This is a genomic window from Pseudomonas sp. R4-34-07, from assembly GCF_003852375.1.
In the GTDB taxonomy this organism is placed as follows: Bacteria; Pseudomonadota; Gammaproteobacteria; order Pseudomonadales; family Pseudomonadaceae; genus Aquipseudomonas.
In genome coordinates this window covers 1,953,600-1,973,900 of sequence record NZ_CP027760.1, presented here as the reverse complement: position 1 = coordinate 1,973,900, position 20,301 = coordinate 1,953,600, and the positions used below count along the sequence as shown (strand labels likewise).

15 protein-coding genes and 1 pseudogene are annotated in these 20,301 nt (G+C 61.4%); 11 read left to right on the top strand and 5 right to left on the bottom strand.

Translation table 11 applies throughout. The features are described from left to right. Positions 1-29: 29 nt before the first annotated feature. From C4J85_RS09105 to bglX, 4 genes and pseudogenes are all read right to left on the bottom strand, one after another. On the bottom strand, positions 30-974 hold the full coding sequence (locus C4J85_RS09105; RefSeq protein ID WP_256657893.1) for a hypothetical protein: 945 nt from the start codon (positions 972-974) through the stop codon (positions 30-32). Positions 975-1,584: 610 nt separating this feature from the next. Then, a complete protein-coding gene (locus C4J85_RS27650; RefSeq protein WP_256657892.1) occupies positions 1,585-2,382 on the bottom strand; it encodes a hypothetical protein in 798 nt (265 codons plus the stop codon). A gap of 286 nt (positions 2,383-2,668) precedes the next feature. Then, positions 2,669-2,974 (bottom strand): annotated as a pseudogene (locus C4J85_RS09090) (sigma factor); the annotation flags it as partial. 88 nt (positions 2,975-3,062) lie between these two features. Then, positions 3,063-5,327 carry a beta-glucosidase BglX gene (gene bglX, locus C4J85_RS09085; protein WP_124409482.1) on the bottom strand — a complete coding sequence of 755 codons (2,265 nt, stop codon included), beginning with the start codon at positions 5,325-5,327 and terminating at the stop codon, positions 3,063-3,065. Between the two features lie 176 nt (positions 5,328-5,503). Between bglX and C4J85_RS09080 the strand changes: the two genes are divergently transcribed. From C4J85_RS09080 to C4J85_RS09070, 3 genes are read left to right on the top strand one after another with little or no spacing between them, the layout of a single operon-like run. After that, positions 5,504-6,304 (top strand): glucose 1-dehydrogenase, encoded by an 801-nt coding sequence (locus C4J85_RS09080; protein WP_124409481.1) that lies wholly within the window; start codon positions 5,504-5,506, stop codon positions 6,302-6,304. Beyond that, on the top strand, positions 6,297-8,123 hold the full coding sequence (locus C4J85_RS09075) for a glycoside hydrolase family 15 protein (protein WP_124409480.1): 1,827 nt from the start codon (positions 6,297-6,299) through the stop codon (positions 8,121-8,123). Before C4J85_RS09080 ends, C4J85_RS09075 begins: the two co-directional genes overlap by 8 nt. Then, on the top strand, positions 8,111-9,022 hold the full coding sequence (locus tag C4J85_RS09070) for an alpha/beta fold hydrolase (protein WP_124409479.1): 912 nt from the start codon (positions 8,111-8,113) through the stop codon (positions 9,020-9,022). The genes C4J85_RS09075 and C4J85_RS09070 overlap by 13 nt, the downstream gene beginning before the upstream one ends. Here the strand turns inward: C4J85_RS09070 and C4J85_RS09065 are convergent. Next, positions 9,011-9,976 (bottom strand): GlxA family transcriptional regulator, encoded by a 966-nt coding sequence (locus C4J85_RS09065; protein WP_124409478.1) that lies wholly within the window; start codon positions 9,974-9,976, stop codon positions 9,011-9,013. The two genes, C4J85_RS09070 and C4J85_RS09065, sit on opposite strands and share 12 nt — an antisense overlap. A 91-nt stretch (positions 9,977-10,067) precedes the next feature. Between C4J85_RS09065 and C4J85_RS09060 the strand changes: the two genes are divergently transcribed. The 8 genes from C4J85_RS09060 (at position 10,068) to C4J85_RS09025 (ending at position 20,293) form a co-directional block, all read left to right on the top strand. Further along, positions 10,068-10,748, top strand: coding sequence for a DJ-1/PfpI family protein (locus C4J85_RS09060; RefSeq protein ID WP_124409477.1), 681 nt, complete (start codon positions 10,068-10,070; stop codon positions 10,746-10,748). 412 nt (positions 10,749-11,160) lie between these two features. Further along, complete coding sequence (locus C4J85_RS09055) at positions 11,161-12,600, top strand: undecaprenyl-phosphate glucose phosphotransferase (RefSeq protein ID WP_124406795.1); 1,440 nt, start codon at positions 11,161-11,163, stop codon at positions 12,598-12,600. Then, the gene (locus tag C4J85_RS09050) at positions 12,600-14,060 is read left to right on the top strand and encodes a mannose-1-phosphate guanylyltransferase/mannose-6-phosphate isomerase (RefSeq protein ID WP_124406794.1); all 1,461 of its coding nucleotides are present in this window, start codon (positions 12,600-12,602) and stop codon (positions 14,058-14,060) included. Before C4J85_RS09055 ends, C4J85_RS09050 begins: the two co-directional genes overlap by 1 nt. Position 14,061: 1 nt before the next feature. Beyond that, the gene (locus tag C4J85_RS09045; RefSeq protein ID WP_124366516.1) at positions 14,062-14,973 is read left to right on the top strand and encodes a glycosyltransferase family 2 protein; all 912 of its coding nucleotides are present in this window, start codon (positions 14,062-14,064) and stop codon (positions 14,971-14,973) included. A gap of 29 nt (positions 14,974-15,002) precedes the next feature. Further along, positions 15,003-15,779, top strand: a complete 777-nt coding sequence (locus tag C4J85_RS09040; RefSeq protein ID WP_124362084.1) for a polysaccharide biosynthesis/export family protein — start codon at positions 15,003-15,005, stop codon at positions 15,777-15,779. Between the two features lie 14 nt (positions 15,780-15,793). Beyond that, entirely contained in the window at positions 15,794-17,785 is a 1,992-nt protein-coding gene (locus C4J85_RS09035) for an exopolysaccharide transport family protein (protein WP_124409476.1), read from the top strand. Then, positions 17,785-18,975, top strand: a complete 1,191-nt coding sequence (locus C4J85_RS09030; RefSeq protein ID WP_124409475.1) for a glycosyltransferase — start codon at positions 17,785-17,787, stop codon at positions 18,973-18,975. The genes C4J85_RS09035 and C4J85_RS09030 overlap by 1 nt, the downstream gene beginning before the upstream one ends. Continuing rightward, positions 18,965-20,293 carry a cellulase family glycosylhydrolase gene (locus tag C4J85_RS09025; RefSeq protein ID WP_124409474.1) on the top strand — a complete coding sequence of 443 codons (1,329 nt, stop codon included), beginning with the start codon at positions 18,965-18,967 and terminating at the stop codon, positions 20,291-20,293. Before C4J85_RS09030 ends, C4J85_RS09025 begins: the two co-directional genes overlap by 11 nt. Positions 20,294-20,301: the final 8 nt, after the last annotated feature.

Sequence of the window (20,301 nt, the reverse complement as noted above, 5' to 3'; positions counted from 1 at the left end):
TTGCCACCCCGCTCATACCTGCGACGCCTTCAGTTACCCTTTTCTTTCTTATCGTTTTCCAACCATCGATCGATGCTGTAGTTCTTCAGCCAGCCATCAATGTTGTGGCTCCCAAAAATGTTGGTGCCGTTCGCTTTGTTGCTGTCCAGGGAGTCGAGCAATCCTGGTCGCTCAACAATGTTCTTGGCGACGTATACCTGCTGCTCGCTGTATTTTTTCTTGGGGAACCCAGTCGCCGGGTCCCGTACGACATTACCGTTCTTGTCGGTCTCGTCAGGATCTTTGCTCATTTCGATCAGTGTGTCTGTCTTGACGTATCGGTGCTTCTCGAAAAAGAAGGTGTAGTCTTCGGATTTATCCCGCAGTTGATCAAACATGCCCCTGAACGCTTGCACGACTTGTGCATTGGTTTTCGAATGGAATGGATCCACACTTTGGGTATTGGGGTTGGTGTTGCCAACGACCAGGTCAGATGCATTGGCCAGGCTTTCAGGCGTGATTTTACCGCCGTCGACTAGAATCGCCTCGTTGAGCCTGGGGCGATTGAGTATCTCCCTGACCAACATGATGGTGCGTTCAGAGACGCTGCTTTTGTGCACGTCTTCAGCGGCAATTTGTTGCAGTCCGCTCTGGGTCAGGTGGCCATCTTTCTTGAACTTATCCAGCATGGAAAAGTTGTTATTCAGATCTGTCGCCAGCAGGCGGTCGTCCGAACTGATATAGGGATTTCCCACATTTGACATTCCGCCATACAGCCCTTGGCCGTCAAAATGCCGGCTGGCGCCATTGACCATCAAGCTGTCGGGGGCAAAACTCGAGGTCGTTCCGAGCGGCTGCTGGGTTCCCAACGCCTTGTCCACGACGCTGAGCCGCGCGTAACCACCACCGGCTGGAGCAGGCGCCTGATTCGCACCGGCAGTCCAATTCTGCAGATGCGGTAATCCAGAGCCTGAAGTATTTATCCCGTTAGTCATGTTGATTCCCACCTTATTTAGATTGCATTACTTGGACCTCGAGTGCTCCGTCTTCAAAAGCGCTGTGACGGTCAGCGCGAGGCAAGTATCGAATATGTGGCAACCTAAAAATAATGGTTCCGGCAAGCCGCCAGCCTGCTCCCGGTAAACCTTGAACATTTGTGACCAGCCAGCGACGTCAGTGGGTTGACTGTCATTGACGGCGTGACAATTTGCTCCACAGCGCTTCGAGCAATGACACTGCTGACCGAGGCGCCGGCCCGTCCTCTACGGCTCGCGAGCCCCTATCGAAGTCTTCAGTCGTAGGCGCCTTGAAACTGAACTTGGGTGACGACGTGAGATTGAGCCCCTTTGCTTGAGATGAGCCCAGGCCGTGTAGCGTAGTTGCCGGAGCGGGCAGGTTTGCAACAGCGTACTGGGAGTGAGATTGGCGAGGTTCAAATGATGTCGAATTCATAGGCCATTACCTGTTCCAGTAAACGAAGGCATCCATGGGTCACGCCAATGGATGCTTTCTTCGTGGTAAATACTTGCAAATGGTTCCAGCATCACTGCGGAGCGATTTCCTGGCCAAGTGTCTACCAACCGATGCGACGCATTGGGCCAGGTATTAGCGCAAGAGCCGATACAGGTCGTCCCGGGTGATCTTGCCATCGCGCAGGAACCCGAAGACGTTATCCATCGAGCCCTTCAACTCCGAACGCGCCATGACTTCTCGCGATAGCTGGGTAATGCTGTCGGTGGGTCCATGACCATAAAGCGGACGCGACGCAAACTTTGCGAAGGTGTTGACGTCGATGGCGTTTCTATCGGCGCTCCACCACGGCCCTTTCAACGCGTTAAAGTTATTCAAGACATTCTGGGCAAGTTGCCTGTCGTCTTGAAGCTTGAGTGGGTTCGACGAAAGAATGAATTTGCTGATGTCTTGTTTAGACAGGGATTTATCCAGAGCCCCCGTCCCATTATTTCGATCGAGGGCCTGCATCAGGCCCGGGCGCTTGAGCAATTCCCTGGCAAGCCTGATGTTCTCGTCCACCTTCGAAAACCCGGTCAAGGGTCGACCTGCCATATTATTTATATGCTCAGGCGTGACGGTCGGTGCGTACCAGGGTTTGAACTTGTCGTATTTATTCAATAGCCCCTGGGCCAACAGCTCGTTGCTCTGTTTTCCGTAAAGAGGATCCGGCAGTGTGGGGTTGGGACGTGGGGGCGGGCCTGGATTGAAGCCTGGTTTGCGCGACTGCGCTGCGCTGTCGAAAACCGGGCCGGACTGACTCGCCGACTGCTCGAAACTCGGGCCCGCCGCGCCCGCAGCCTTGGCCACCGCGCTGGGTTGTGCGTCTGCGCGAGTCTGCGCCAGGTTGTCAGTTGATGAGGCGAACGCTTGATTGGATGCGGATACCGACATGGGGTACTCCAGTGCTGAGTTAGGGCGATACCTTGCTGCCGCAGCCTTGCCAACGATGGGTGAATCGTGGCGCAGGTCTGCACCAGCAGGCCTTTGCTGTGTGGCAGAGCGATGGCAATCGGTTCCTCGACGTGTTGAAAACATCCAACTAGGGGTAGGAAGGAGGTCTTGCGTAACGAAGAGCGAACCGGGAAATTTCCCTGCCCACGGCACAACGCAAATCGCCGCTCACCCTGGACAGGGGGAGCGGCGATCGCTTGAATCAACGCGCGGTCAGAACCCGACGCTGAATCGCGTGCATGTAATGCTCAGGGTCGCCGGTATGGGGCGAGCGCTGTTCAACGGCTTGCAGCGTCATCGCCTCGCGACGGTCTTCGCGACGGTAGGCGTCAACCGCGATATTGCGCGCTGTCTGGTGCAGATAGGCACGCGGCTGCTCAACCCGGCTGGAGGCGGACTCCAGCACCCGCACAAAGGTGTCGTGGGCCAGGTCTTCGGCCTGCTGACGGTTCCTCAGGCGGCGCGTCCAGGTTCCGATCAACTTTTCGTAGTGTTCGAAAAAGCCTGTTCTGCGGGGCGGCTGCGGGATCATCGCGGATGCACTGGGGAGGCGGGGCGTGAATAGTAATGTTTCCTATTAAGTGGGGCAATTGCTGCGTCATCCCTGACGATCAATCACTTCACTCACGCAGAACGAAACGTTGCTCAATGACATCCTGCGAGTCCAGCCCCACCTGCACGCTGAATTCACCCGGCTCGGCGATGTGGCGCAATTGAGCGTCGTAGAATTTCAATGCATTTTCAGTCAGGGAAAAATCAATGACCTTGCGCTCGCCGGCCTTGAGCATGACTTTTTCAAAACCTTTGAGCTCTTTGACCGGTCGGCTGACGGAAGCTACCGTATCACGCACATATAACTGCACGACCGTTTCACCGGGTCGCGTTCCGGTATTGGTCAACTCGACACTGACTCTCAGTGGCTCATCGCGCTGCAACACGTTGCTGGACAACCGCAGGTTCGACAGTTTGAAAGAGGTGTAGCTCAAACCGTAGCCAAAGGGAAAGAGCGGCCCCTGCTCTTCATCAATATATTGCGTGGTGTACTTGTAGGGCGCGGCCGGGTTGTAGGGGCGCCCTGTGTTCAAATGGTTGTAATACACCGGGATCTGGCCGATGGAGCGAGGAAAGGTCATCGGCAGCTTGCCGGCAGGGTTGTAGTCGCCGAATAGCACATCAGCCACGGCATTTCCGCCTTCGATGCCGCCGTACCATGTTTCCAGCAGCGCATCGGCGTGTTGTTGCTCCCATGTCAGTTCCAACGGTCGGCCGTTGGCCAGGACAACAATCAAGGGCTTACTCAGTGCCTTCAGCTTGCGGAGCAATTGTTTCTGGCTGTCGGGCAAATCGATGCGGGCGCGACTGCTCGCTTCGTCATTGAAACTCCAGGGTTCGCCGACCACCGCCACGATGACGTCAGCTCGATGGGCAACCGCCACGGCCTCATCCACCAATACGTCCGGCGACCGCAGGTCCCTATTCAACGGTGTGTCGTAGTGCTTCATACGGGCGACCAACCGTTCATCGTCGCTGACATTGGCGCCCTTGGCGTAGAGCAGGGTGGCCTTGCCTGCGACTGCACGGGCTATTCCTTCATGAATACTCACCACGCGTTGCGCGCTGCAATCACCGCAATAGCTGCCCAGCAGATCCCGCTGGCTCTCCGCCAGGGGCCCCACTAGTGCCAGCGTGCCATGCTTGCTCAGCGGTAGCGTTTGGCCGGCGTTCTTCAATAACACGAAGGTTTTACGCGCAATGTCACGGGCGGCTTCACGTTGCAGTCCGGATTCGCTCGGTGCCTGCGCCGCGCGTCGCAGTTTGCGGTACGGATCGTCGAACAGCCCCATGTCATATTTCATTTCGAGGACTCGGCGCACCGCCGCATTCAAATCCTTCACCGTCACTGCCCCCGACCTCACGCCTCCCGGTAACTCGTCGATATACGCGCTCTCACATAGCGCCACGTCCACACCAGAACGCAACGCCAAGCCCGCAGCCTGCGCCGGATGTGCCGCCACGGCGTGGTCAACCAATTGTTCAATTGCGGCGCAGTCGCCAAGCGTTACACCCGTAAACCCCCACTCTTGGCGCAGTATCTGCTTGATCAGCCAGGGATTGGCCGTCGCCGGAACGCCACCCACGGTGTTGAAAGCCATCATCACCCCGCCCGCACCCGCCTTCACTGCGGCGCGGTAGGGTGGAAAATAATACTGGTACATACTGGCCGTGCTCATATCGACACTGTTGTAGTCCCGACCGCCCTCCACCGCGCCATACAGGGCGAAGTGCTTGACGACCGCCATCAAACTGTCGGCGCCGCGAAGATCGGTTCCCTGATAGCTTTTCACCAGGGTTTCGGCGATACGCGAGGCCAGAAAAGGATCTTCACCATAGCCTTCTGAAACCCTGCCCCAGCGAGGGTCACGGGCAATGTCCACCGCTGGACTGAAGGTCATATTGATCCCTGCGGCGCTGGCTTCGCGGGCACTGATTTCCCCCACGATAGCGATCGCTCGCACATCCCAACTGGCAGCAAGCGCCAGGCTGACAGGAAAGATCGTGCGCAGGCCATGCACGACGTCCTGTGCGACGAACAACGGGATCTTCATGCGGCTGCGTTCTACTGCCTGCTGTTGCAACGCGATGCCTGCGGGCCAGGTTGGAATGCCACCAAACCCGCTGGCCGAGCCATTGGCGATGAGTGCAAGCGTCTCAGGCGACGGGTTATCCCAATCGACGTTGGCGATATTCAACTGACCAACCCTCTCCTCCACGGTCATTTGCGCCAATAAATGATCAATGAAAACGTCTTTCACTGTGACTTCCTGCGCTGCTGCCAGCAGGCAACAGTGGCCTGCCAGCACCCCCACCCACCGCCTGATGTCCATAGCCCCGATCCGGTCAATCCAATGCTCGTAGGTTCACCTGAGGATAAAGACGCGTCTACTGTCAGAAATTACAGTTGCATTGGTCCGCGCCCCTTTCAAATGCACAGCAGCGTGCTGAACTTCCATCACCGCGCATCAGTCAGCACAAAAGACTCTCATTAAACAGCGGGTGGGCGATGCAGATTTCCTTGCAGCAACAAGTGGCCCTGGTCACCGGTGCCAGCTCCGGCATCGGCGCCGGTGCGGCCAAGGCGTTGGCCGAAGCCGGCGCGGCCGTCGTACTTAACTACAACTCCCAGGCGGCACCGGCCGAAGCCCTCGCCGCGCAGATCAACGCCAACGGCGGCCGGGCGATTGCCATCGGTGGCGATGTATCGAAAGAAGCCGACGTCGAACGCCTGTTCGCCCAGACCCTCGATGCCTTCGGCCACCTGGATATCCTCGTGGCCAACTCCGGGCTGCAAAAAGACGCCAACCTGGTCGACATGAGCCTCGACGACTGGAACACCGTGATCGGCGTCAACCTCACCGGCCAATTTCTCTGCGCACGCGCCGCCGTGCGTATTTTCAACCGGCAAGGCGTGCGCGCTGGCGTGTCCCGCGCGGCCGGCAAGATCATTCATATGAGCTCGGTGCACCAATTGATTCCCTGGGCCGGACATGCGAATTACGCAGCGTCCAAGGGCGGCGTGGAGATGCTGATGCGCACCCTCGCCCAGGAAGTCAGCGAGCAGCGCATTCGGATCAACGGGATTGCGCCGGGCGCGATTCGCACGGCAATCAACCGTGCGGCCACCGAAGGCGCGGCGCAAAAAGAGCTGCTCAAGTTGATCCCCTATGGCCGGGTCGGTGATGTCGAGGACGTGGCGAACGCGGTGGTGTGGCTGGCCAGCGACGCGTCCGATTACGTGGTCGGCAGCACGCTGTTCATCGATGGCGGCATGAGCCTTTATCCGGAGTTTCGTGGCAATGGTTGATTTGAAGAACGAGCCACAAAGCCCCATTGATGCCCACGGCATCATTGGCGACATGCGCAGCGCGGCGTTGGTGAATGACCAGGGCAGCATCGATTTTTTCTGCTGGCCGGAATTCGACAGCCCGTCGATTTTCTGCGCGTTGCTCGACACACCCGACGCCGGCACCTTCCAGCTCACCCCGGACCTGCCCAATGCGCGTCGCGAGCAAATCTACCTGCCCGACACCAATGTGCTGCAGACCCGCTGGCTGAGCGATGCGGCGGTGGTGGAAGTCACCGATTTGCTGGCCGTCAGTGAAGAGGTCGACGACCTGCCGCTCTTGATCCGCCGCGTGCGGGTGGTCAGCGGCACAGCCACATTCCACCTGCGCTGCGCCGTGCGCCATGACTATGCCCGCGCCCGCACCCACGCCCAAGCCTGCGACACTGGCATAGTGTTCAGCGCTGACGGCCAGCCTGGGCTACGCCTGACCGGCAGCCACGCGCTGACGCTGGACGAGAATGTGGCGGTGGCCCGCTTCAGCCTGGCCCAGGACGAAAGCGCCGAATTCGTCCTCGGCGGCCAGGACGATCCACGCGTGACGAACGCCTGCACCGACCTCTACCTGCAACGCACCCTGAAGTTCTGGCGCGGCTGGATCAGCCAATCGAACTACCGTGGGCGCTGGCGTGAAATGGTCAACCGCTCGGCCTTGACGCTGAAGCTGCTGACCTCGCGCAAACAGGGCGCAATCATCGCCGCCGCTACCTTCGGCCTGCCGGAAAGCCGTGGCGGCGAGCGCAACTGGGACTACCGCTACACCTGGATCCGCGACGCCTCCTTTACCGTCTACGCCTTCATGCGCCTGGGGTTCATCGAGGAAGCCAATGCCTATATGCGCTGGCTCAGAGGCCGGGTCAGCGACTGCTGCGGCCAGACCACCAAGATCAACATCCTGTACGGCATTGATGGCCGCCAGGAACTGCCGGAAACCACACTGGACCACTTGCGTGGTCATGGTGGCGCCCAGCCGGTGCGCGTGGGCAATGAAGCGTTCGACCAGATCCAGTTGGATATCTACGGCGAACTGATGGACGCGGTTTACCTGGTCAATAAATACGGCGAAGCCATTTCCCACCAAGGTTGGAAACACACCGTGGAAGTGGTCGACCAGGTCTGCGAAATCTGGAACCGGAAAGACGTCGGCATCTGGGAAATGCGCGGCGAGCAGCATCACTTCCTGCACTCGCGCCTGATGTGCTGGGTGGCCCTGGACCGTGCGATCCGCCTGGCCTCCAAGCGTTCACTACCGGCGCCGTTCGCGCGTTGGGACCAGACGCGCCAGGCCATCTATGCAGACATCTGGAGCAACTTCTGGAACGAGGAACGTGGACATTTCGTGCAGCACATCGGCAGCACCGCCCTTGACGGCTCGATGCTGTTGATGCCGCTGGTGCGCTTCGTTGCCGCGACTGATCCACGCTGGCTGTCGACACTGGAGGCGATCGAGAAAAGCCTGGTACGCGACGGCATGGTCTACCGTTACCGCAACGACGACAGCCAGATCGACGGGCTGCAAGGCACCGAAGGCGCGTTTACCGCGTGTTCGTTCTGGTACGTCGAATGCCTGGCCCGCGCCGGCCAAGTGGAAAAGGCTCACCTGGAGTTCGAACAGTTGCTGCGCTACGCCAACCCGCTGGGGTTGTACGCCGAAGAGTTCGACAGCCAGGCCCGGCACCTGGGCAACACGCCCCAGGCCTTGAGCCATCTGGCGTTGATCAGTGCGGCGACGTTTCTGGACCGTAAGCTCAGTGGGGAGAAAACCGTATGGCAACCCTGATTCCAGCTGCCGCGCTGCTGTATGTGCGCACGTCCATGCTCGATGTGGCTTACGAAACCCACGGCCCTGTCCATGGCGAGCCCGTCATCCTGCTGCATGGCTTTCCCTACGACCCGCGCAGCTACGACGAAATCGCGCCAGTACTGGCGCAGCGTGGCTACCGGGTGCTGGTGCCGTACCTGCGCGGCTATGGGCCTACGCGTTTTATCAACGATCAAGTCATGCGTTCCGGTCAGCAGGCAGCGCTGGCCAAGGACTTGCTGGACTTCATGGATGCGCTGGCCATTCCCTGCGCCACGCTGGCCGGTTATGACTGGGGCGGACGCGCCGCCTGTATCGTCGCGGCGCTGTGGCCGGAGCGGGTACGTGGGTTAGTGAGCGCAGACGGCTACAACATTCAGGACATCGCCAAGTCTCCCAAGCCACGGGCGCCTGCCACAGAGCATCGGTTGTGGTACCAGTATTACTTTCACACCCAGCGCGGCGTGGACGGCCTGACCGCCAACCGCCGCGAACTGTGCCAGCTGTTGTGGGCGTTGTGGTCACCGTCGTGGGCGCGCGGGCCGAGCCTGTATGGGCACACCGCGCCATCGTTCGATAGCCCGGATTTCGTCGCGGTGGTGATCCACTCCTACCGCCACCGCTTCGGGTATGCGCCGGGGGACCCTGGGCTGGAATTCATTGAGCAGGCATTGGCGCTGCAACCACCGATTTCGGTGCCGAGCATTTCCCTGTGCGGCGCCGATGACGGCGTGGGGCCGCCACCGGAAGAGGACGATGACGTCGAGCATTTCCGCAGTTTTTATCGACGCCAGGTGTTGCCCGGCGTGGGCCACAATATTCCCCAGGAAGCGCCCGAGGCCACCCTGGCAGCGCTGCTGGAGTTGCTACACCGGTGAAAACCGCTCGCGATAGGCCTGCGGCGTTACCGACAAGGCCCGCAGGAAACTACGTCGCAAGGTCTCTTCACAGCCAAATCCGCAGTGCACGGCGATGCGTTTGATCGCAATGCTGCTGTCCGCCAATTGCCGGCGTGCGCTTTCGACCCGTATCAGCTCCACGGCCCGCGCCGGGGTCTGGCCGGTTTCGGCTCGGTAGTGGCGCACAAAGCTGCGCTCGCTCATGCCAGCCTGGGCGGCCAGGGTGGAAATACTCAGGTCCAACGTCAGGTTGTCGGCGATCCAGGCGTGTAACTCGGCAAAGCGGCTGTCGCTTTTTTGCAGGGACAAGGTCACGCTGAATTGCGATTGCCCGCCGGGACGCTTGAGAAACACCACCAATTGGCGCGCTACGTCCAGGGCGACGGCGCGGCCCAGGTCCTCCTCCACCAGGGCCAGGCACAGGTCGATACCAGCAGTCACGCCGGCCGAGGTCCACAGCGTGCCTTGCTGGATAAAGATCGGATTGGCCTCCACCGTCAGCGCCGGAAACTTGCGCGCCAGTTCCTCACAGCGCGTCCAGTGCGTAGCCACACGGCATCCGTCGAGCAGGCCACTGGCGGCCAGCAGAAAAGCGCCGGTGCAGACCGAGGCCATGCGCCGAGTGTGCCGGGATTTCTCGCGTACCCAGTGCACCAGCGCCGGGTCTTCGGCGGCACCGTAGACGCCCCAGCCACCGGCGATCACCAAGGTGTCACACGGCTGATCGACGGCGGGCAGCGGCTCGGCCACCAGCGCCAGGCCTGCCGAGGTCATCACCGGTTTGGCCTGGTCAGCGACCACATTCACCGCATAGGGCGCGGGCAAACCGCGCTGGCGAGCCAGGTCGTTGGCCGAGGCGAACACCTGCAGAGGCCCGGTGACATCGAGCACCTGGGCATTATCAAAAGCGAGCACATGAATGAGTCGGGGCATGATTGGCGTGATTTGTGGGCTCAATGGCGTATGCGCCAAAGCCTAGGCCTCTACAGTGAAGCCGTCCACCCCCTTGATTGGAGTTTCATTCATGACCTTGCACATCGGCTTCCTGCTATTCCCCGGCATCCAGCAACTGGACCTTACCGGCCCCTATGACGTGCTCGGTTCGCTGCCGGACGTGAAACTGCACCTGGTTTGGCAAGACCTGGCACCGATCACCTCCAGCACCGGCCTGGTGTTCACGCCGACCATCACCTATGCCGACTGCCCGAAGCTGGACGTGCTGTGCGTGCCCGGCGGTGCCGGCGTCGGTGCGCTGATGGAGGATCCCTCCACGCTGAACTTCCTCAAGGCCCAGGCGCAAACCGTGCGCTACATGACCTCAGTGTGTACCGGTTCGCTGGTGCTGGGCGCGGCGGGTTTGCTGCGTGGTCGTAAAGCCACCACGCACTGGGCCTATCACGACTTGCTCGCGCCATTGGGCGCCATTCCGGTACAGGCGCGCGTGGTACGTGACGGCAACCTGTTTACCGGGGGTGGAATTACGGCGGGGATCGACTTTGCGCTGACCCTGGCGGCGGAGCTGTACAGCGAAGCGGCGGCGCAATTGGTGCAACTGCAAATCGAATATGCGCCGGCGCCGCCGTTCGACGCGGGCCGCCCGGATACGGCGCCCAGGCACGTGCTGGAGGAAGCCAACAAGCGCACGGCCGACTCGCGCAGGGTGCGTGGGGAGATTGTTGCGCGGGCGGCGGCACGCCTGGGTTGAATGGATTGTTCCCACGCTCTGCGTGGGAACGCCTCCTGGGACGCTCCGCGTCCCGCCAACTGCCATCTTCCTGACCCCCCGCCAAAAAAACCTTTTCCTGCCAAACAGGAAAATTCTGACATTTGTTCCTACACTCCAAATCACACCCAGATGCCCAAGTGCCAGTACTACGACCGTCATAAAAATGGCACACAAAACTCTAATTAACGTGTCTATAATGCAAACTTCGCAGAATGGTCAAGTTATTGACTGTGCCGTAAAAAGGAACTCCTTTAGCCACTAGCTCCGCAAAACTTCCTTCATTTGGATGGTTTCACTTGGATGAATGGTTGCGTTTTAACCAGAAGTGGCCCGTTGACTGCTCCGTTGAACAGCTGCGGCGCAAACTTGGTGTGCAATGAGGGATGGTTGTATGCGCGAGAAATCATCAGTGGTCAGTTTGTTTCTGACCCGGGCCGGCTTCGTTGAGTTTTTTGTTGTTTTTGTCAAGTTGGTGCATGGCTTGACCGCCATTTTGCCGCCGCTGGTCCTGGCGATTTTCCTCGACCCGATGGACGCCGAGATGCGCTCGCATTTCCTGGGGCTGCTGCTGTTTTTTGCAGTGTTGACGGTTATTTTGTTCCAGGCCCTGGGCATTTATTCCGAAGATCTGTTCAGCAACCGCTTGCGCCTGCGCGCCAATATCGTGGCCTGGTCGTCGGCGTTCTGCATCCTGCTGTTCATGTACCAGATCCTGCAGGTGTTTCCGCAATTGAACCCGCGCAACCTGGTGGTGTGGTACTTCGCCAGCCTCGGGCTGTTCTGCCTGGAGCGCCTGGTGATGCTGCGCCTGTACCGCAACCTGATGCGCAAGGGCAAGTTCCTGCAACGCACGGTGATCCTGGGCTTTACCGACACCGCCGTGCATGTCGCCGACCACCTGCAGCGCAACGGCGATATCCGCTCCGGCCTGATCGGTTTTATCGACGACCGCACCGAACGCATTCCCAAGGAACTGAGCAACCTGCCGCTGCTGGGCAATACCCGCGACCTGGAAAAGCTGATCCGCGCCGAGCAGGTCAACCAAGTGATGATCTGCCTGCCGTGGGCCGCCGAGCAGCGTATCCACGGGCTGGTCAATCGCCTGCGGCAGATGTCGGTGAACGTGATGCTGGTGCCGGACATGGCCGCCCTGCGCTACGGCCACAGCCGCATCACCGATGTGGGCGGCATCCTGATGTTCAACACCTCGCAGTTACCGCTGCGTGGCTGGTCGCCCTTTATCAAGCGCTGCGAAGACCTGCTGCTGGCGAGCATCACCCTGGTGGTGCTGTCGCCGGTGATGCTGTTGACGGCGATCGCGATCAAGCTCGATTCCAAGGGCCCGGTGCTGTTTCGCCAGAACCGATATGGCTATAACGATAATGAAATCCGCGTGTTCAAGTTCCGTTCGATGTTCACCGACCAGAGCGATTTCACCGCCGAACGCCAGACCACCCGCCAGGATCCGCGCATCACCCGAGTCGGGCGCATCATCCGCAAAACCAGCATCGACGAGCTGCCGCAGTTGTTCAACGTCCTGCAGGGCAACATGTCCATGGTCGGCCCCCGGCCCCACGCCACCGCCACCAAGGCGGCGGGCATTCCTTTCGAAGTGGCGGTCAGCGAATACAGCTCACGGCACCGGGTCAAGCCAGGCATCACCGGGTGGGCGCAAATCAACGGCTACCGGGGCGAAACCGACACCCTGTTCAAAATCCAGAAACGCGTCGAGTACGACCTGGAGTACATCTCCAAATGGTCGGTGTGGTTTGACTTGTACATCGTTTTCATGACGGTCCCGGCCGTCCTTTCCACCAAGGAAGTCTATTGATGAATACCCTCAACGGATTAATTCCCTGCATCATTTCCGGTGGTTCGGGCACGCGCTTGTGGCCGGTGTCCCGGCAGAACATGCCCAAGCCGTTCATGCGCATGCGCGACGGCCAGAGCCTGCTGCAGAAAACCTTCCAGCGCGCCGCCCGCCTGCCCGGCGTGGAGAGCGTGCTCACGGTGACCAACCGTGACCTGTTGTTTCGCACCCTGGATGACTACCGTGGGGTCAACAAGGCCCACCTGCCCCTGGACCTGCTGCTCGAGCCCTTCGGGCGCAACACCGCAGCGGCGATCGCCGTGGCAGCGCTGCATGTGCAGGAACATTTCGGTGGCGACGCGCAACTGCTGGTGATGCCCGCCGACCATTTGGTGCTCAACGAGACCGCATTCGCCGACGCCGTGGCCCAGGCCCGCGAGCTGGCCGACGCCGGTTACCTGGTGACCTTCGGCATTCAACCCGACCACCCGGAGACCGGTTTCGGCTATATCGAAAAAGGCGAAGCGCTGAGCCAGGGCAACCTGGTCAAACGCTTTGTCGAAAAACCCGACCTGGCCACTGCCCAAGCCTACCTCGACGGCGGCAAACACCTGTGGAATGCCGGCATGTTCTGCTTCAAGGCCAGCACCCTGGTGGATGAACTGAACACCCACGCGCCCGACGTGCTGATCGCTGCGCGTGCCGCCCTTGAGCACAGCCAGCACCTGCAAAACAAAACCTCGCGCCAGCGCGAACTGGACAGTGGCGCCTTCGGCAGCGCGCCGGACATTTCCATTGACGTGGCGCTGATGGAAAAGTCCACGCAAGTGGCCGTGGTGCCGTGCGACATCGGCTGGAGCGATATCGGTTCCTGGGAGGCCCTGCGCCAGCTTACCCCCAGCGATGCCCAGGGCAACCAGGTCAATGGCGAAGCGATTTTGCATGACGTGCACAACTGCTACATCGACTCGCCCAAGCGCGTGCTCGGTGCGGTCGGCGTGCGTGACCTGATCATCGTCGACACCCCCGATGCCCTGCTGATCGCCGACGCCCACCGCAGCCAGGACGTGCGCTACATCGTGGCCGAGCTCAAGCGCCAGAACCACCCGGCCTTCAGCCTGCACCGCACCGTCACCCGGCCGTGGGGCACCTACACCGTGCTGGAGGAAAGCACCCGCTTCAAGATCAAGCGCATTGTGGTCAAGCCCCAGGCGTCGTTGTCGCTGCAAATGCACCATCACCGCAGCGAACACTGGGTGGTGGTCAGCGGCGCGGCGCAGATCACCAATGGGGAGCGCGAATTTCTGATCAACGCCAACGAATCCACCTACATCCCGGCCGGGCACAAACACCGCCTGACCAACCCCGGCATCATCGACCTGGTGATGATCGAGGTGCAGAGCGGCGAGTACCTGGGCGAAGACGACATCGTGCGCTTCGATGACATCTATGGGCGTGCGCCTGCCGAAGTGAAGCCGTGACATGCGCACCTCGCTGATCATCCCGACCCGTAACGCCGCAAGCCACCTGGCGCGGCTGCTGCCCGCGCTGAAAATGCAAACCCTGCAACCGGACGAGATGCTGGTGGTCGACAGTGCGTCCAGCGATGACACCGTGGCGCGCTTTCGCGAATACGGCGCGCGGGTCGAGGTGATCGACGCCCGCGACTTCAACCACGGCGGCACGCGGCGTTGGGCCAGCGAACAGGTAAGCGGCGATGCCCTGATCGTCATGACCCAGGACGCCATTCCCGCCGCCCCCGAGACCTTCGCCAACCTGCTCGCTGAATTGCAGCAAGACCCGCTCAACGGCGTGGCCTATGGTCGCCAGCTGCCGCACCCCGACGCCGGTGTGCTGGGCGCGCAGTCGCGCCACTTCAATTACCCGGCCCACAGCCGCAGCAAGCGCCTGGCCGATGCGCCGCAGCTGGGGATCAAGACCTGTTTCAGCTCCGACTCGTTTTCCGTTTACCGACGCAGCGCCCTGCAAGCCGTAGGTGGTTTCCCCGCCGATGTCATCGGTAGCGAAGACGCCTACGTCGCGGCGCGCATGCTGATCGAAGGCTACACCGTGCGCTACGCCGCCTCTGCGCAGGTGTACCACTCCCACGATTACCGACTCATGGATGAGTTTCACCGCTACTTCGACATTGGCGTGTTCTACGGTCGCGAACCCTGGATACGCCAGGCCTTTGGCGATGCCGGCGGTGAAGGTAAACGCTATGTACTGGCTGAACTCGCGGCATTGCGCGCAGCCGGTGCATGGCACCGCGTACCCGAAGTACTGGTGCGCAGCGCGTTCAAGTTGCTCGGCTATCGGCTGGGCCAGCAGGAACGCCGGCTACCCCTCGCCCTCAAGCGGCGCATCAGCATGTTCCCCGGTTATTGGAGGTGAGCATCATGACCTACAGGAAGTCCTATTTGATGAAACGAACCCTGCTCGTCCTGGCCATGATGGCCCTGGCCGCCTGCAATACCCCCGCGCGCATCGTCGCGCCTGACGGCAAGACCGTCGAGGACGGCAAGCGCGCCCTCGACCAACTGGCCCAACTGCCGCCGGCGGTGGAACGCATCCGCATCGGCGATCAGTTGCGCATCGTGCGCGATGCCGGGGAAATGCCGACCCTGTCGGCGTTCAACGTCAGCACCATCTATGAGCTGACGCTGTACACGGTGCAAACCGACGGCAAGATCAACTACCCGTTCCTGGGCCCGATCCAGGTGGCCCGGCGCACCCCGTCCGAGGTGGCGAACGAGCTGAGCAGCAAGCTTGCGCCGGTGTATCGCGAGCCACGGGTGACGGTGAACATCAACCAGGCGCCGGGCAATTCGATCATCGTCGGCGGCGCGGTCAACAACCCGACCACGGTGCCGATCGCCTCGGCCAACACCCTGGAGCAAGCCATTGTCGGCGCCGGCGGGGTCAACCCGGCAGGCAATGCCAGCATGGTTGCGCTGCTGCGCGAAGATACCCAAGGCGTCTATCGCGCCTACTTCCTGGACTTCAGCCAATACCTCAAGACCGGGCCCAACGGGCGCAAACAAGTGCCCCTGCAACGCGGTGATGTGGTGTTCGTGCCCAAATCCAATGTGGGCGAGCGCATCCAGGGCGTGGATACCTACCTGAACCAGTTGATCCCATTCACCAAGTCGATCGGGGTTGGCTACAACTACACCCGAACCAGCGGCGGCAGTAACTAAAGGAGCGACATCCCATGATCGAGATCCGTTCTTTTCGCGATCTTCTGCGCCTGTTCTTCATCTTCCGGCATGAGTTCAAGCTGGCGGCCATCGCGGCGCTGGTGATCATTTTGCTGGGGGCCTTCCTGCTGCCCGCCAAGTTCGAATCCACCGCGCGCCTGCTGGTCAAGCCGGGGCGTGATTCGACACTGCCGATCGAAATCAGCAACCGCCAGGCGCTGGTCATGCCCAGCACCCAGCGCGACCCGATTGTCGATGAGGAGCGCCTGCTGACCGGTCGCCCGATCGTGCGCGCGGTGGCCGAGCATTACCTGGAAGTCATCGACAAAATGCCGCCGCCGGAAGGTGTCTGGAAGCGCACCAAGTACTACGTCAAAAACGCCATCGGCGCGGTGTTCGACGGCGTGCGCGTGGTGCTGGAAACCGTGGGTGTCATTGAACAGACCACACCGGTGGAACGCCTCGCCGCGAGCCTGGAAAAGAACTTCGAAGTCAGCCACGCGGCCGGGTCCACGGTGATGGACATCAGCTTCAAGTGGAACGACCCCGAAATCGCCCAGGCGGTGGTCAAGAGCTGGGTCGAAACCTACATCAACGAACGCACCCAGGCCCTGGGGCGCAAGAGCCTGTACGCCTTCTATGAAGGCCAGGTGTCCAACAGCGCCACCGAGATCAAGAGCTACAAGCAGCAGATCCTGACCCACTTGAACCAGATCGGCGCGGCGAGCATCACCGATCGCCTGGAAGATTTGTCCGAGCGCATCAACGTGCTGCGCGGCGAAACCTTCAACACCACGCGCTTGATCGCGTCTTCAGACAGCGCCCTCGAGAGCACACGCACCCAGCTCAAGACCCAGCCCAAGGAGGTGACCACGGTTCGCCAGATTGCGCTCAACCCGCAGCAGCAGGATTTGCGTCGCTTGCTTAACCAGAAGCTGCTGGAAAAAGCCGACATGATGCGCACCTACACCGATAACGCGCCGCCGGTCAAAGCCCTGGATGCGTCGATTCGGGCAATGCAGGCCCAGGTCGCCGGTGAAAGCAACACCGTACAAAGCTCGGAAAACCGCGCACCGAACACCCTGGAAATCCACTTGCAGCGCGTGCTGCTCGATGAGTCCAGCAACAACCTGGCGTTGCGCACCCAACTGGTGCAGCAGCAAAAGCAACTGGTCAACCTCGAAGCGCAACGCAAGGAAGCCCTGGAGATTGAACCGGAGCTGGCGCGCCTGTCCCGTGAGCTGAGTGCCACCGAGCGTAACTATGCGCTGTACGTGGACAACCTGGAAAAATCACGCATCGACCGTGAACTGGACAACAGCCAGATCAGCAACATCGCGGTGATCGAGGAAGCTACCCTGAACCCAGGTCGCATCTTCCCCAAAACCCTGCTGATGCTGCTGCTGGCGATCCCGTTTGCCATCGTCGTCGGCCTGCTGGTGATTTACCTGTGCTACCTGCTTGACCAGCGCATTCACGATGGCGGCCTGGTGGAACGCAAGTTCGGCCTGCCGCTGTGGACTACCCTGCCGGAGCTGGACACCAGCACCGCGCAAGGCACCAATGCGTTCAATGCGAGCATCTACCGGCTGTACGGTTTGCTGCAGTTGGACCGCGTGGCCGAACGCGGCCTGACCCTCGGGCTGACCTCGGCGCGCCACGGTGAAGGCGTGACCTTCGTGGTCGAGCAACTGCGCCAACTGCTCCAGGAAAATGGCATTACCGTGCGCGTCGGCGGGGCGGCGCCCGCAGCACCGGGCGAAGTAGTTTTGCTGGACGCCTCGGCGCTGCTGGACAACCGCGATGCGTTCGTCAACCTGCGGCGCGCCGACCTGATCGCGCTGGTGGTGGAAGCGCAGAAAAGCACGGTGCCGGTGGTGGAGCACGCGTTGTCGATCCTCAATACGGCGTTCGGCAAAGTCGATGGCATCATCATCAACCGGCGTAAATTCGAAGTGCCGGCCAAGGTGCTGCACACCATCGGCAAATACCGGGGGGCGTTCTGATGCGCATTGCCCTGCTCGCGCCTTTGCCACCGGAAAAGAATGGGATCGCCGACTACGCGCACCATTTCAAGACGGCATTGGAGCAGCTGGGCGTGACGGTGGTGACACCGTTGAGCGGCGTGGAAGGCTCGAGCGCGGCGATCAAGCAGGCCGTCGCCGCGTTCGACTGGCACAGCGTGGACCTGGTCCACGCCGAGCTGGGCGGCGGGCGCCTGGGGGAGTTCCTGGCGTTGCGCGCGTTGCGCAGCGCCTACCCGAACCTGCCGCTGACGGCCACCGTGCATGACCCCGAGCGCATCGTGTGGCGGCGCGAGCACCTGCCCTTCCCGCTCAACCTGCTCGAGCGCCTGCCCAGCCCGTTGCCGCAGGCGGCGGTGGTGCTGGCAGACCCGTTGACCCTGCGCGAAGAACGCCATGTCGCCCGTGGCCTGACGAGGCTGATCACCCTCACCCGCCTGGGCGCCGACTGCCTCAGCCAGCGCATGCAACTGCCCGCCGGCAAAGTGGCGGTGATCCACCACGCCAACCTGGCGATTGCAGCCGTAGCGCTGCCGCCGCTGGACACGCTGCACCTGCTGTATTTCGGTTTTATCTACCGTGGCAAAGGCATTGAAGACCTGTTGCAGGCCCTGGCCGCCGTTTTCAAGCAAGCCCCCGAATTGCGTGACCGTGTGCGCCTGACCCTGGCCGGTGGCACTGCCGCCGAAATGGCGTTTGGCGCGGGCGGTAATTACCTGGAGCAGTTGAACCGCCAGATCGCCGACCTCGGCCTGGCGAGCTCCATTGATTGGCGGCTGAACCTGCCGGCCGACGAGATTGCGCAAACGATCCAAGCCCACCATGTGATGGTGCTGCCGTATCGCGAATCGAAAAAACTCGGCCTGCTCGGCCGTCAGCGCGGCACCAGTGGCGCGCTGTCCTGGGCCGCCGCGTGCGGGCGTGGGGCGATTACCTCGGATGCCCGGGCGTTTGCCGAGGAAGTCGCCAGCGGTAACGGCGCGATCTACCCCGAAGGCGATGTGGCCGCGCTGGGCGAGCAATTGTTGCGCCTGGCCCGCACGCCCACATTGACCCAGGACTGGGCCGAACGCGCCGGCGCAATCGGCCGCGAACGCTTGTGGCCGCTGACGGCGCAGCGCTTCAAGCAGCTTTTCGAACAGGCGATCGCGGGGGCCCCGTATGACGCGTAAACGGACTTACTTCGCCACCCTTGCGCTGGTCGCGGCCCTGGGCCTGGTCGCCTTTATCTGGGGGCGCCCGGCCGACGCCGAGAACCATATGCTCAAGGGCAACAAGGTGGTGGTGTGGAAGGATTTCCTCGGGGTGAACGCGCAGTTCCTGTGGTTCAGCCCCGAGCGCTACCAGCTGCAGATCGACCGCCTCAAGGACCTGGGCCTGGAATGGGTGCGCCTGGACCTGCATTGGGACCGGCTGGAGCCAGCCGCCGACCGGTACCAGGTGGCGACCCTGGATGAGTTGGTGACCAAGCTCAAGGACAACCAGCTCAAGTCGGTGTTTTACCTGGTCGGCTCGGCGCCCTTTATCACCACCGCGCCAGCGGGTGCGCCCTATCAGGACCAGTACCCGCCGCAGGACCCGAATGTATTTGCGATCCGCATGGCCCTGTTGGCCCAACGCTACCCCAGCGTCGACGCCTGGCAGGTGTGGAACGAACCGAACCTACTGGGCTTCTGGCGCCCGGCGGCGGACCCGGCCGGTTATGCCAGGTTGCTGCGCACCACCGCCGCCGCACTGCGCGCAGTCAACCCGAACAAACCGGTGGTGGCGGCCGGCATGGCGTTTTTCAGCGAAATGCCCAACGGCCAGACCATGCTCGACGCCCTCGACGCCCTCGGTGTGCCCAAGCTGAACACCGTGATGTCCTACCACCCTTACACGCAACTGCCCGAGGGCAACGACCCGGCCAATCTCGACTTCGTGGCCAAGACCAGCGCGCTCAACCAGAAGCTGCGCGCCAGTGGCGTGAAAACCCTATGGAGCACCGAGTGGGGCTGGTCGAACTACGTCGGCCCCAAAGAAGCCCAGGACATCATCACCCAGCAGGGCCAGGCCGATTATGTGATACGCCGCCTGGCGCTGATGAGCGCGCTGGATTTCGACAAGATCTTCCTGTTTACCCTGAGCGACCTCGATCAGCGCGCCAGCGTGCGCGACCGTGCCTACGGCCTGCTCGATATCGACGCCAAGCCTAAGCCGGTCTACACCGCGTTGAAGAACTTCCTCGACGTCAGTGGGCCGCAGCTGACCCCCGGCGACCAGCCCACCGCCGACCAGTTGCCCGACGGCCTGTTCAGCATCGGCTGGACCCGCGCCGACGGGCGCAAACTGTGGTTTTTCTGGTCGGCCCGTGGCGGTAACGCGCACTTGCCCGGCCTCGCCAGCGCGACGCTGTATGACCCGTTGCGCGGCACACAGACACCGGTGAGCGGCACTAACGGGTTGACTGTCCCGGTCAAGTCGAACCTGCAAATTCTGTTATGGGATTGAAGCCCGCC